The sequence below is a fragment of the Xanthomonas axonopodis genome (genome assembly GCF_001304695.1).
Classification (GTDB): Bacteria; Pseudomonadota; Gammaproteobacteria; order Xanthomonadales; family Xanthomonadaceae; genus Xanthomonas; species Xanthomonas axonopodis.
The window spans coordinates 1-14285 of sequence record NZ_JFAQ01000151.1; the positions used below are offsets into that span (position 1 = coordinate 1).

The 14285-nt window shown below is 65.9% G+C and carries 6 protein-coding genes; 4 read left to right on the forward strand and 2 right to left on the reverse strand.

The window, feature by feature from the left end:
* Nucleotides 1-4115, forward strand: a 4115-nt coding sequence (gene xopAD, locus XAXN_RS14095) for a XopAD/skwp family type III secretion system effector (protein ID WP_054319999.1), incomplete at its 5' end; no start/stop codon positions are given.
* A gap of 456 nt (nt 4116-4571) precedes the next feature.
* Here xopAD and XAXN_RS14100 read toward each other — a convergent pair.
* Complete coding sequence (locus XAXN_RS14100; protein WP_054320000.1) at nt 4572-6386, reverse strand: GspE/PulE family protein; 1815 nt, start codon at nt 6384-6386, stop codon at nt 4572-4574.
* Nucleotides 6387-6476: 90 nt separating this feature from the next.
* On the opposite strand from XAXN_RS14100, the gene glyQ reads away from it, so the two are divergent.
* The 3 genes from glyQ (at nt 6477) to XAXN_RS14115 (ending at nt 11368) form a co-directional block, all read left to right on the forward strand.
* A complete protein-coding gene (gene glyQ, locus XAXN_RS14105; RefSeq protein WP_054320001.1) occupies nt 6477-7385 on the forward strand; it encodes a glycine--tRNA ligase subunit alpha in 909 nt (302 codons plus the stop codon).
* A 189-nt stretch (nt 7386-7574) separates the two neighbouring features.
* On the forward strand, nt 7575-9791 hold the full coding sequence (gene glyS / locus XAXN_RS14110) for a glycine--tRNA ligase subunit beta (protein WP_054320002.1): 2217 nt from the start codon (nt 7575-7577) through the stop codon (nt 9789-9791).
* Nucleotides 9791-11368: a tetratricopeptide repeat-containing sulfotransferase family protein gene (locus XAXN_RS14115; RefSeq protein ID WP_054320003.1), complete on the forward strand. Its 1578-nt coding sequence runs from the start codon at nt 9791-9793 to the stop codon at nt 11366-11368. The genes glyS and XAXN_RS14115 overlap by 1 nt, the downstream gene beginning before the upstream one ends.
* A gap of 59 nt (nt 11369-11427) precedes the next feature.
* On the opposite strand, the gene XAXN_RS14120 is transcribed toward XAXN_RS14115, so the two are convergent.
* Nucleotides 11428-14148 (reverse strand): TonB-dependent receptor plug domain-containing protein, encoded by a 2721-nt coding sequence (locus XAXN_RS14120; RefSeq protein ID WP_241148212.1) that lies wholly within the window; start codon nt 14146-14148, stop codon nt 11428-11430.
* Nucleotides 14149-14285: the final 137 nt, after the last annotated feature.

The window sequence follows — 14285 nt, forward strand, 5'->3', positions numbered from 1 at the left end:
CGTTGCAGCCCATCGTCGCGCGCAAGATCGACCTGTACCTGGGCGACGACGGCGCGCGCGCTTCGGCCGACATCGAACAGCATGCAACACGCTGCCCGGCACTGACCTTCTACCAGGTGCTCAAAGCCTACGCGGTGGTGAGCCGGCAATGGAAAGCGCGCAATCTTGACGGCCCGCGCAAGCAACTGCGCCAGCGCCGCGACGAACTGGTGAAGTGGGTGGACCTGACGCTGGCGCGCACGCGCGAGGCGATCGAGGCGGACCTGGGCGAGATGAGCTGGAACCTGATCGCGCAGATCGAGGCCGGCGAGCAGGTGTTCGACGCCCTGGACCTGCGCATGGCCAAGGACGCGCCGACGATTACCCAGGCCCATCCACCGACCCGCTTTGACCTGGACAGTGGGCGGCTGAGCATGTCCACGGTTCCCGGTCGGCCGGTGGCGCCGGCGCCGGGCCGCGGCAGCACGACCCATGTGGTGGTCGATCTGGTGGGCAAGGAGCTGTCGACCAACCAGAGCGAATCGGACAAGCCGTACTCGCTGTTTGCGCGCCTGACCGGGCTGCCGCTGGTGGAGGTGCAATTGCCTGGTGAGCTATCGACCTTCATGCTGGCGCGGACGTTCAACTACAACGGTGAGCCCTGGCGCTTCGACCTGTTCGGCGGCAGTCGCGCCGCGCGCAGCAAATCCGGTAGAAGCAGTCTGGTGATGTCCCAACGCAAGGAGTCGGCCTCGCTGCTGCCGGCATTCCGCTATGCCGACACCGCCCCGGGCAGCAGCCTGATGCAGCTGGCCGCCAAGCTCGCTCCGCAACGCGAGGACTGGTCGCGCATGCAGCGCTCGCTGCTGGAGGTGGTGCCCAGTGACCATGTCGTGGAGGGTACGCTGCGCCTGGGCGTGTTCGATGACGTCGAGGGCCCTGCGCATCCGTTCAAGCCGTTGGCCGTGGATGGCACTGCCCTGGCGCTGTGCCCCAACGATGGCTGCGGCTTTCTGAAACTGGAGGTGGCCTTGTCCATCCCCGCCTTCCGCAAGCATTACGATGCCTGGCACGCAGTGCAGGCGAACCAGGCCACCGAGGAGCAGCGCGATCTGCTGGCCAAGGACAAGGGCCCTTCGGTGATGCCACCGCAGGCGCTGCACCATTACCCGCGCGATGCGGCGGCACTGGAAGAGGCGCACGCGGCGCTGCAGGACCGGTTGCAGACGCTGCAGCCGACAGGCGATGATCCGCTGTGGGTGTACAGGCCGCTCATCAGCGGCGGCTACCGGGGTCAGCGGGTCCGGGCGGTGCCGTCGGCCGACGACAAGGTGCATCTGCCGCAGCAGCGCAGCCAGGCCTTCGACCTGGCCGGCGGCCCGTTGCTGCTCGGCAAGCCCCCCTACGACAAGGAGAATCTGCTGCCGGTGCCGGAGCAGCGCATCGCCACCGTGGCCAAGGGCGACGCCACCGCCGCGTTCCTCTCCCAGTGCTTCGGCATCCAGTACAGCTACACCGGTTTCGACGATCGCTCCGGCGTCGATCCGCAGATGCTGCACAGCAAGGGCATGCTGGTTGTCGTGCCGGAGCAGCAGTGGCCGGCCGCGTTTGCCGACACCGACCTGGCCTGCTCCAAGGAAGATCTGAAGACGCTGTCGAGCTGGACGAACGGCCGTGACCGCAGTGCCTTGCCGCGCGACATCCTCAGCACCGGCAGCCTGCGGCTCAAGGACATCGTGGAGCCTGGGCGCCTGGGCGCACTGCCGATCGACGAGTTGCGCAAACGCAACATGGACACCGACGGCGACGATGCGTTTGTCTACGCAGGCTATCCCAAGCTGGCGGCGCTGATTTCGCGGGTGATGGACCGCAAGGCAAGGATCGGTCGGCAAAAGTCCTTCAAGCCGCCGAAGACGGCCACGCCGGCCATCGACCCGGTCAGCGGCCACTACCAGCCCGGGCGGCTGTCGGAGATCATGTCCCTCAAGCGCGGTCAGCGCATCACCTCGGCGGCCGCCACGCTGGCGTCGCGCTTCCTGGGGCAGCCGGACGACCTGCGCAAGGCGATGGCGCGCGACATGATGTTCGGCACCTACGATGGCATCGAGCGCGGGTTGCGCAACGGTTTGCGCGAGCTGCTCGAAGAGCAGGTCCGCGATCCCCAGGTGCTGGCCACGCTGCGCGTGCAGGCGGGCGAGGCGATCGAGCGCGCGCACCTGCCCGAGGCGCGCGAAGCGGCCGCATTGCTGCACGCGCAGGTGCTTGCGCTTGAGGCGGGCTCGGCGGCCGGCAGTGCCGCGCCGGCGTTGCCCGACGCCCTGGCCGAGGCGTTTCCCGGCCTGGCCAATGCCTACACGGCCGCCTCTGGCGTCGAGGCGCGCATCCACGCCATCCTGGACAACTACCCGGTGCGCCGGCTATCGCATGCGCAGTTCCCGGAGGGGCAACCCGGGCTCGTCCCCGGCGAGCCGGAACTGACCATGCGCAACCTGTTCACCATCGCGATCAAGGTCGGCACCGATGCGCTGAAGTCCGACACCGGCACGGCGCTGTTCGCCAAGATCGTGGAGGCCTGCGAACGGTCCGAGCGGAGCTTCGCCGAGCGGGTCCGCATCGTGCCCTACAGCAGGGCAACCGCCCGGGCCATGCAGGACGGTCGCTTCGATCCCGAACAGACCAAGCTGCTGCTGCAGCGCATGCCGTCGATGGCCGCTGGCGTCATGGAAGACGCGCTTGAGGCGCTACAGCAGGCCGGCTGGATCGACCGGCCGCAGCCGCCGGCCGAGCGTCTGCGCGCCGTGCAGCCGCAGGACATCGCGGTTGAGGCACAAGCCTTGCTGAGGCGTGCTCGCCAGATGGAGCCGCAGGTCACCGACATGCTCAAGCGCGTTGCCGCCCGCCATGGTGGGCAACTGGCCGGCACACAGCATCAACTGAAGTCATACAGCTCGTTGCAGGAAAAGCTCAAGCAGCGGGTGGCATTGAAAAAGCAGACGTTGGAAGAAGCGGCGGCGGGCGTCAACGATGCGCTGCGCTACAGCGTGGTGCTGCAACCGCAGGACTTCACCGCCGGCTTGCGCGCCATGCTGGCCGCACTGGACGATCAAGGCCATGCACGGGTCAAGCTGACCAATCAATTCACGGACTACCCGCTAGTCTTCAAGGCCATCAATGTCACCCTGCGCAGCCCCGAGGGCGCGCTGTGGGAGATCCAGTTCCACACCCCGGAGACCTTCGCGCTCAAGGAGCGCTTCCACGATCTGTACAAGCGTGCCCATGCGCTGGCGGTTGGCGGTGCGTCGCGGGCCGAGCAGCGCACCCTGCAGGCGCCTGCACTGGAGGCCTTCAAGCGCGTGGCCTTGCCGCCAGGATGCGAGGAGATCGACGACTGGCAGGAAGAGACCGTGCCGGCGTTGCCAAGCGCGACGCCGACGCCCGGCGCCGAGCAGACTGCCGGCATTGCAGACCCATCGTCGGCACACAACGTGTTCGACACCGCCGCAAGCAAGCAAGCGTCGCTGACGCCGGTGCTCGACACGCTGGCCGAGCGCTTGGGTGCGCGGCTATGGGGCAACGTGCGCTACGACGCCAAGCAGGGCCGGATCGAGCAGGTGCAACATGCCCCGTTCCAGAAGTCGGTCGCCTCGATCAAGGACAAGATACGGCGCCATCTGCGCGCGGGCATGACCGCCGAACAGGCCACGCAGGCCGTGGGCGATGCGCTGCGCTATGCGCTTGAGTTGCCGTCCGAGGATTTCGTGGTCAAGGTGCTGGCGGTACAGGAGGCCCTGCAACGGCAAGGAATCACCTGCGTGAAACTGAAAAATTACTTTACCTCAGGCGACGGCACCTACCGGGGCATCAATGCCAGCTTCACCGATGCCGAGGGCTACGCGTTTGAAGTGCAGTTCCACACGGCCGAGAGCTTCAACGCCAAGGCGCAAACGCACCTGCCGTACAAGCGGATGCAGTTAGTGCAGACACGACTCGACAGGGAGCGGCAAAAACCTCAACCGGACCCGATGAGGCAGGCAAAACTGACGCAGGAGATCGCAGCGCACCAAAAGGCCATGCACGAGATGACCGCCACGGTGAGCAAGCCCGCCGGCATCGAGCGTCTGGGGGAGCGCGCATGAGGGCCAATCCACCTTCCGGAACGTGGTGGAAATGCGAGAGGCGAGAAGATCGAGCTGCGGGCTAGATGGCGTCTCCACCACGACGGCATGGGCGCCGAGTTGCACTGGTGCGGGAACGCCAGGGAGAAAGGGGCTCGCAGCGGCCGGCCAGTGAGTCGATCGCCGTCACGGTGATCGACTCACTGGCTGTGCGAGGAACCGTGTCGGAACCGGATGCGTCTGGGCGTACTTGCTCACCGACAACGCGCTGGTGAAATGCTTCACCGGACGCCTGGCGTGCCTGAGCGAAACAAGCGATCGGCAGGGATCGGTCTCGCTGTCAGACAGAGAGTTTTTTTCCGATCCCTGTCGGCCCTCGATGCCTTGCGGCGTCGAGAATCCTCCCGCCGATCATGCACGCGCGTGCCGGCTGCCAACCACGCCCAAGCGGCGTGCTCACCAGGACGGAGGATTGGCTTACTCCCGCGGCGGCAGCACCGAAAGCACTTCCTCGATGGTGGTCAGCCCGGCGGCGACCTTCTCCAGGCCGGTGCGGCGCAGCGTGCGCGGGCCTTCGCCGCGGGCAGCTTGGCTGAAGCTGGCAAGTTCCGTGTCCGGGCGGATCAGGGTACGCAGGCGCGGGGTGACCGGCAGCAGTTCGTACAGGCCCACCCGGCCCAGGTAACCGGTGCGACGGCATTCCAGGCAACCGACAGGGGCGTGCACGTTGAGCACCTCCGGCAGCGCTTCGCCGGGCTCGCGGATGGCCGCCCAGTCGGCGTCGCTGAGCGTGTGCGGGCGTTTGCAGTGCACGCACAACGTGCGCACCAGCCGCTGCGCCAGCACGCCGTTTAGGGTAGAGGCCACCAGGTAATGCGGCACGCCCAGATCGAGCAGGCGGGTGATCGCCGATGCGGCATCGTTGGTGTGCAGCGTGGACAGCACCAGATGCCCGGTGAGCGAGGCCTGTACCGCCATCTGCGCGGTTTCCAGGTCGCGGATTTCGCCGATCATGATGATGTCCGGGTCCTGACGCAGCAGCGTGCGCACGCCGCTGGCAAAATCCAGGTCGATGTTCTGCTGCACCTGCATCTGGTTGAATTCCGGCGCAATCATTTCGATCGGGTCTTCCACGCTGCACACGTTGACGTCCGGCGTGGCCAGGCGCTTGAGCGTGGAGTACAGCGTGGTGGTCTTGCCCGAGCCGGTGGGGCCGGTGACCAGCACGATGCCGTGCGGGCGCTCGACCAGCGCGCTCCAGCCGGTGGCTTCTTCGGGGCTGAAGCCGAGCTGCTCGATGCTCTTGAATGCCGAATCCGGGTCGAAGATGCGCATCACGCACTTTTCGCCGAACGCGGTGGGCATCGTGGACAGGCGCATTTCCACCTCGCGCCCGCCCGGCGAGCGGGTCTTGATGCGGCCGTCCTGCGGGCGGCGGCGTTCGGCCAGATCCATGCGCCCGAGCACCTTGATGCGGCTGACCACGGCCGTCATCACCGAGGGCGGTACTTCCAGCACCTTGTGCAGTAACCCGTCGATGCGGAAGCGCATGCGCCCGGCCTCGCGCCGCGGCTCCAGATGGATATCGCTGGCGCGCTGCTCGTAGGCGTATTGCAGCAGCCAGTCGACGATGTGCACGATATGGTGGTCGTCGGCATTGACGTCGCCGGCGTGGCCCAGTTCCACCAGTTGCTCGAAGCTGGGCAGGCCGGCGTTGGGTTCGGTGCTGCGGGCATCGCTGCGCGCGCCACGCACCGACTGGGTGACGCCGAAGAACTCCATCGTGTAGCGATGCAGATCCAGCGGGTTGATCAGCGCCAGCTCGATACGGCGCCGGCTCAAGTGCTGCACGTCGGCCAGCCACTCCAGCGCCAGCGGCTCGCTGGTGGCGATCAGCACGCGCTCGGCATCCAGCGCCAGCGGCAGGATGCGATGGCGTCGCGCATAGGCATGCGAGACCACGCCAGTGACGGCGGCCACATCGATGCGGGTGGGGTCGATACGCAAATAGCGCAGCCCGGTGCGGGTGGCCAGCCATTCGGTCAGCCGTTCTAGGCCCAGCTCGCCGGCCGGCGGCTGGGCGGCATGCAATTTCAGATTGGCCAGCAGCACCAGCGGATGCACATCGCTGGCGGTGCGCGCGCCGCTGGCGGAAAACTGCACGCGCTCGTGTTCGTGCGGCACCACCATGCCGTCGGCCAGCAGGGCCGCGGCCACCGGGTCGAACATCAGCCGGCCGCGCGGCAGCAGGGCCACGGCGTTATCCGGATCGGCGGTGCGCCGCTTTTCCATGCGTGTTCTTCCCCAGCAGCGGTGCTGCGCGGCAAAGCGCCGCGGGTTGGCCGGTATACTAGCGCACCCCTTCCGTACGGCCTTTGCTGCATGTCCGATTCCCGGCGCGTTCCAATCACTTTCCAGGGCCTGATCCAGACCCTCAACCAGTACTGGGCCGAGCAAGGCTGCGTGCTGATCCAGCCGCTGGACCTGGAAGTGGGCGCGGGCACGTTCCATCCGGCCACGTTCCTGCGCGCGCTGGGACCGGAGCCGTGGAATGCGGCCTATGTGCAGCCTTCGCGCCGCCCCACCGATGGCCGCTATGGCGAAAATCCCAATCGCCTGCAGCGTTATTACCAGTACCAGGTGGCGATGAAGCCCAACCCGGACAACATCCAGGACCTGTACCTGGGCTCGTTGAAGGCGTTGGGCATCGCCCCGTTGGTGCACGACCTGCGCTTTGTCGAAGACAATTGGGAATCGCCCACGCTCGGGGCCTGGGGCCTGGGCTGGGAGGTCTGGCTCAACGGCATGGAAGTCACCCAATTCACCTACTTCCAGCAGGCTGGCGGCCTGGAGTGCAAACCGGTGCTGGGCGAGATCACCTACGGCCTGGAACGGCTGTGCATGTACCTGCAAAGCTGCGACAACGTCTACGAGCTGGTGTGGACCTACGGCCCGGACGGGGCGGCAGTGACGTACGGCGATGTGTACCACCAGAACGAGGTGGAGCAGAGCACCTACAACTTCGAACACGCCAATGTGGCCGAGCTGTTCCATCGCTTCGACGCTTGCGAAGCCGAAGCCAAGCAATTGGTCGAGGTTGGCCTGCCGCTGCCGGCGTACGAGCAGGTCACCAAGGCCAGCCACGCCTTCAACCTGCTGGATGCGCGCCGTGCGATCAGCGTCACCGAGCGCCAGCGCTACATCCTGCGCGTGCGTGCGCTGGCGCAGGCGGTGGCGCAGGCCTATCACGCGCAGCGCGAGAAGCTGGGGTTTCCTGGCGTCAAAGGCTGATGCTGTTGCCTTCCCCCGCTGGCGGGGGAAGGTGCCCACAGGGCGGATGGGGGGGAACATATCTCCGCTGCTCTGCCAAAACCCTCATCCGGCGCTGCGCGCCACCTTCTCCCGCATGCAGGAGAAGGACATTCTCCAGCCACCTTCGCCCGTCGACGGCAGAAGGAACACAAGCAAGGTCCACCTGACATGAGCGAACAACTTCCCCTGCTGATCGAACTGGGTACCGAAGAGCTGCCGGTCAAGGCGCTGCCGTGTCTAGCGCAGGCCTTTTTCGATGGCGTGCTGGCTGGGCTGGAAAAGCGCGGCATTGCGGTCGAGCGCGGCGACGCCGTGCCGCTGTCCACCCCACGCCGGCTGGCGGTGTTGCTGCCGGGCGTGGCCAGCGAACAGCCCGAGCAACGCTCGGAAGTGTTGGGGCCGTATCTCAACATCGCGCTGGATGCCAACGGCCAACCGACCAAGGCGTTGGCCGGCTTCGCCGCCAAGGCTGGTATCGACTGGACCGCGCTGGAGCGCACCAGCGATGCCAAGGGCGAGCGCTTTGTCCACCGCGCAGTGACCGCGGGCGCGCGCACCGCCGCGCTGCTGCCGGAGATCCTGCGCGAGGCGATCGCCGCCATGCCCATCCCCAAGCCGATGCGCTGGGGCGATCACACCCACGCCTTCGCCCGCCCGGTGCACTGGCTGGTGCTGCTGCACGGCAAGGACATCGTGGATGCAGAACTGTTCGGCCTGCGCGCCGACCGCATGAGCCGTGGTCACCGTTTCCTGCACGACAAGACCGTGTGGCTGAGCCAGCCCGGCGACTACGTCGAATCGCTACGCGCGGCCAAGGTGCTGGTGGATCCGCGCCAGCGCCGCGCGCGCATCGTCGCCGAAGTCGAGGCCGCCGCTTCCCGCGCCGGCGGCAGCGCGCGCATCACCGACGACAACCTGGAGCAGGTAGTGAACCTGGTCGAATGGCCGTCGGCGGTGCTGTGCAGTTTCGAGCGCGATTTCCTCGCGGTACCGCATGAAGCGCTGATCGAAACGATGGAAATCAACCAGAAGTTCTTCCCGGTGCTCGATGATGGTGGCAAGTTGACCGAGCAGTTCATCGGCATCGCCAATATCGAATCCAGAGATGTGGCCGAAGTGGCCAAGGGCTACGAGCGCGTGATCCGTCCGCGTTTTGCCGATGCCAAGTTCTTCTTCGACGAAGACCTTAAGCAGGGGCTGGACGCGATGGGCGAGGGCCTGCGCACGGTGACCTACCAGGCCAAGCTGGGCACGGTGGCCGACAAGGTCGCGCGCGTGGCGGCGCTGGCCGAAGCGATCGCGCCGCAAGTCGGTGCCGATCCGGTGCAGGCGCGGCGCGCCGCGTCGCTGGCCAAGAACGACCTGCAGTCGCGCATGGTCAACGAGTTTCCCGAGCTGCAGGGCATTGCAGGACGGCATTACGCCAACGCTGCCGGCGAGCCTGGCGAAATCGCCCTGGCGATCGACGAGGCCTACCAGCCGCGCTTTGCCGGCGACGGCATCGCGCTGTCGCCGTTGGGCAAGGTGCTGGCGATCGCCGAGCGGCTGGATACCCTGGCAGGTGGGTTTGCGGCTGGATTGAGGCCGACCGGCAACAAGGACCCGTTTGCGCTGCGGCGCAATGCGCTGGGGTTGGCGCGGACGATGATTGAGTCGGGGTTCGAGCTCACTCTCGAAGAATGGATCCTGAAATCGTTGATCCTCCTGGCTGCGCAACCTGCAGCGGCGCGATTGGAAAGCCTTGGCTTCTTCGTCAAGCTCGTCGAGGATGAGGCCGATTATCTGAATCGGACGAACGGCGTCGATACGGAGCGTTTGGAGAAACTCCAGATCCGCGCATTGCGCATCCTCAGGTCGGAGACGCCTGAGATCGACATGGAGATCTACACTTTCATCCTCGACCGCCTGCGCGGCTACTACGCCGATAAAGGCGTGCCGGCAAGCCACTTCAATGCGGTCGCCGAACTGAAGCCCGCATCCCTCTACGACTTCGACCGCCGCATCGAAGCGATCGGCATCTTCGCCCAGCTGCCCGAAGCCGAAGCGCTGGCGGCGGCCAACAAGCGCATCCGCAATATCCTGCGCAAGGCCGAGGTCACCATCCCCGGCGACATCGATACTACTTTGCTGCGCGAACCGGCCGAAGAAGCCCTGGCCGAAGCGGTGGAAGCGGCCATCGGCGATACCGGCGCCAGCCTGCATCACAAGGACTACGTCGCCGTGCTCGCGCGCCTGGCCCGCCTGCGGCCGCAGGTCGATGCCTTCTTCGACGGCGTGATGGTCAACGCCGAGGACGCGCAACTGCGCGCCAACCGACTGGCGCTGCTCAACAAGCTCGGCGAACGCCTCGGCAGCGTGGCCGCCATCGAGCATCTGTCCAACTGATGGACGCCTCCGCCGGCGCAGTGCACTGGCAAAGCGCTCAGGCCGCGCTGGCGCGGCGCGACCTGCCGGCGGCGGCGGCGGCGTTGCAGGCGCTATTGGCGGTGCAACCCGATCACGTCATGGCGTTCATCCTGCTTGCCGGCACCGTGCTGGCGAACGGACAGCTGCGCGAGGCGGTGGCGCTGCTGCAGCAGGCCAGCGCGCATCTGGGCGACGACGTCGCGCTGCGCTGCCGGCTGGCGCAGGCGCTGCTGCGGGTGGGCGAACACCACGCCCTGCACGCGCTGCTGCGGCATGCCTCGTTGGCGCAATGCAGCGATGGCACGACGCTGGTGGCATTGGCGCAGCTGCACCAGGCGCTGGGCGAGCATGCCGAGGCACTGGCGATACTGCAGCGTGCGCGGGCCTGCGGATGCGATGGGCCGGACTTTCGTTATCTGCTCGCCGTGCAGCTGCAATTCAATGGCCGGCTGGAAGACGCGGCACAGGACCTGGACGCGGTGCTGGCGCATGCACCGGGCTATGGCCGTGCGGCGTTGATGCGCGCGCGGCTGCGGCGCCAGCGTGCGGACGCCAACCATGTCGCGCCGCTGCAACGGCAACTGCAACTGGCCGCGCCTGGCAGCGAGGAGCGTGCCGGGCTGGCGTTCGCGCTGTACAAGGAGCTGGAAGACCTGGGCCAGACCGAGGCGGCCTGGCAGGCGCTGCAGCATGGCAATGCGGTGATGCATGCGCGCTTGCGCCACGATGCCGAGGCCGAGGCGGCGCTGTACGCGCAGATGGGTGCACTGGCCGAGCAACAGGTGTTCGCATCCGCCGATCAGGCGCCACCAGCGCAAGGTCCGCAACCGATTTTCGTGCTGGGCCTGCCGCGCTCGGGCACCACGGTGTTGGAACGCATGCTGGGCAATCATCCGCAGATCGTCTCGGCCGGGGAACTCAACGACTTCGGCCAGCAACTGCGCTGGGCCGCCGACCAGGCCGGCCGCAGCCTGCTCGATGCCCGCTTGCTGCAGGCGTTACCGCAGCTGGACTACGCCGAAGTCGGCGCGCGCTATCTGCAGCAAACCCAATGGCGTGCTGGCCAGGCGCGGTGGTACATCGACAAGCTGCCTAGCCATGCGGCGCTGATCGGGCCGATCGCGCGGGCCTTGCCGGGCGCGCTGATCGTGCATCTGGTGCGCGAGCCGATGGCGGTGTGCTTTTCCAACTACCGCGCGCTGTTCGGCGATGCCTATGCCTATAGCTACGACCTGGACACACTGGCACGTCACTATCGCGCCTACCACGCCCTGATGGCGCAATGGCGCGCGGCACTACCGGGGCGGGTGATCGACATCGACTATGCGCAGATGGTGCAAGCGCCGGAAACCGTCTTGCGTGGGCTGATGGCGCACTGCGGCCTGCCGATGGCGACCGGGCAGAGCGACATCACCCGCAATACCGATCCAGCGGCCACCTTGAGCAGCGTGCAGGTCCGCGAAGGCGTGCATAGTCGTACCGTGGATGCCTGGCGGCGCTATGCCGTCCAGCTGGAACCGCTGCGGCAGGCGCTGGGCGCACTGGTCGAGGACTGATCGTATGCGAACCGCTGCGGCCGCCATGACGGCGGCCGCAGCGTGGTGCATGTCAGGACTTAGTTGGCGCCGAAACGCCAGTTCAACTCCAGCATGTACTCGCGGCCATAGCCGGTGTAGTTGAAGATGTTGTAGTACGGGTAGTAAATCGACGTCCTGTCGCGCGGCGGGCGGGTATTGGCGAGGTTGTTGACCGTTGCTGTCAGCGACACATCCTTGTTGACCGCATAGTCCACCGTCGCATTGAAGGTCGTCCATGGCCCGACCTTGCCGGCACCCTGCGTCGCATAGCCGGCGTCGCTGATCTGGGCGGCGTAGTTCGGTGTGCGGCCATAGCGTGTGCCGAACAGCGTGGTGGTCCAGGCATCCTTCTGCCAGGTCAGCGATGCGTTGCCGATGCTGCGGAATTCCGACGAATAGAACGGGTTGCTGAGCAGGTTGATGACCGGATCCTGCGGGTATTGCTGGCTTTTGTGCTTGAGTGTGAGGTTGTAATGCGCATCGGCGGAGAACGAGCCCCAAGATCCGGTGTTCCAGCGATAGCTGACATTGGCCAGCATGCCGGAGACCTCCTCGACGGAGATATTGATCGGGTTGACGCGGATGCTGATCAAGCGGTTGGGCACCGGCGCATCGGGCCCGGTACGGTCGATACGCGACAAGGCGTCCACGCAGGTGGGCGAGGTGATGTCCAGGCTTCCCAGGCGGCAGGCCGACTCGGTTCGCAGCAGGTTGTCGGTACTGAGATCGCTGACTTCCTGCTTGATGTTGATGTGGTAGTAGTCGGCGCCGGCGCTGAAGTCCGTGCTCGGCGACCACACCACGCCATAGCCCCAGGACTTGGCGGTGATCGATTTCAGATCCGGGTTACCGATCCGTCGGCCGGCGATGGTGACCCCGGAATAGCTGCAATCGACGATGGGCTTGTTGGGCTCCTCGAGCGCGCAGCGGTAGTAGTCGTTCACGCCCGTGTAGAACCCGGTATCGCCGGCAAAGGTATAGGCCATGTCCGGCGCCTTGAACGCGGTCGCGTAGTTGCCGCGCAGCAGCAGCGAATCGACCGGGCGGAACTCCAAGGCGGCCCTGTAGGTGAAGCGGGAGTCGCTGCCGCCGCCCTGGTTCTTGTAGTCGTCGTAGCGGCCGGACAGATTGGCGGTCAGGGTAGACAGGATCGGAATGCGCGTCTCGAACGCCGCCGCCCAGTTGTCGCGCTTGCCGCTGCCCTGGGTGCCGGTCAGCTCGTAGAAGTCGCCAGCGATCACCCGTGGATCGGTCGGGTTGTTCCAGTACTGGTTGCCAGCCTGCAGCACCCCGGCAACACCGACGCCACCGGCCGGCAGGTCGAACAGATCGGTATTGGTCAGTTGCAGGTTGACGTTCTGCGTCCAGGTGCGCGACTTGGTGCGGATCTCGTCGTTGAAGCTGCGGTACTGCGCCGGCGTCAACGGGCGATAGAAGTTGGCATCGTTGGGCGCATAGATCGGGTAGCCGCTGTTGTCGCCCAGCGGCTGCCCCAGGAACTGCTCGCGGAAGAACTCTTCGATCTTATCGCCGAGCGGCCACTGCTGGCGGCTGTCGATGCGGTACTCCGAACGCGCATAGTAGGCATCGTAGGTCCAGTTGCTGCTGCCCACGCCGCCTTTCACGCCGACCGCGATGTTGTACGAATCGGTGGTCTGACGATTGTTATTGAAATCCAGATTGCCGGTTTCCTCGGGCGCAAAGATGCGCTGATAAGACTCCAGTTGCTGGGTGTTCTGGTTATAGAAATAGCCGCCGGTGTCGGCCGAGGATTGCCAAAACGGCGATCCGCTTTTGACCTCGACCTTGGTGCGGTTGAGCAGCAGCGTGGCGTACAGCTCCGCATTGTCGTTGAACGCATAGCGCAGGTTGGCGTAGCCGTTGGCGCTGCGTTCCTTGTTGAGGATGCTGGAATAGCCGGGGGCGGTACGGCTGCTGCAATAGTTGCCGCGGTCGGGACGCGTCTCCAGGCTAACGGAGTGATTGAACAAGGCGCCGAGCGCAGCGCAGTTGTCCGCGCCCGGATCCACATAGGTGGGTGGGTTGCCGCTGATGCCATGCCAGGCGATAAACGATCCGTAGCGATAGTCCGGGTCCGGACTGTCGTTGGTGGAGTCGAAATTGCGGCGCTGGAAGCCGTAGATCGGGTCCTGGTTGTTGAGCTGCAGACCCCAGACGATGTCGGCACCGCCGACGGTGTTGCCGCCGGTGAGCTCGAAGCGCTGGTTGTTACCGCCGCCGCCGTCGTAGGTGCCCATGCGGAAGCTCATCTGCACGCCATCCATGCGCTTCTTCAGGATGATGTTGACCACGCCGGCGATCGCGGCCGAGCCATAGATCGAGGACTGGTTGCCCGGTGCCACGTCGATGCGTTCGACCATGCCGACCGGGATGCTGGCTAGGTCGACGAAGTTGCTCTGGCCGTTGTACAGCAGCGGGTAGTCGGCCATCGGCCGGCCGTCGATCAGCACCAGGGTAAAGCCCGGATCCAGGCTCAGCAGGCTGATCGACTTGGCGCCAGGGGTAAAGCCGTTCGATAACTGACTATCCTGCACGGTGCCGGTGGCCATCGGCTGCGAACGTAGGACGTCGTAGACGTCCTTGAAGCCACGCGCCTGGATCTCCTGCGCGCTGATGCTCATGACCGGCGTCGCAGTCTCGATCTGCGACCTCGGAATCAACGAGCCGGTAACAGTGACTTTGTTCAATTGCGTGACCGGTCCCTGGTCTTGATCCTGGGCGAGTGCCAATGCCGGCATCGCGAGCACTGCGTAGATCGCAGCGACCAATACATCACGCTTCATGAAGACCTCTCTCCAAGCCATTCAACACGGGGGAATGCGGCGATCGGGGAGCGCCGCATCGCGGCGTCGTCAACAAAACGTTAACGGCGGAC

What these genes read in the sequence shown, in the direction of transcription:
- XAXN_RS14100 (WP_054320000.1), bottom strand. Translation starts at nt 6,386, where the DNA reads ATGGAAAAGCGGCGCACCGCCGATCCGGATAACGCCGTGGCCCTGCTG.
- glyQ (WP_054320001.1), top strand. Translation starts at nt 6,477, where the DNA reads ATGTCCGATTCCCGGCGCGTTCCAATCACTTTCCAGGGCCTGATCCAG.
- glyS (WP_054320002.1), top strand. Translation starts at nt 7,575, where the DNA reads ATGAGCGAACAACTTCCCCTGCTGATCGAACTGGGTACCGAAGAGCTG.
- XAXN_RS14115 (WP_054320003.1), top strand. Translation starts at nt 9,791, where the DNA reads ATGGACGCCTCCGCCGGCGCAGTGCACTGGCAAAGCGCTCAGGCCGCG.
- XAXN_RS14120 (WP_241148212.1), bottom strand. Translation starts at nt 14,148, where the DNA reads ATGCCGGCATTGGCACTCGCCCAGGATCAAGACCAGGGACCGGTCACG.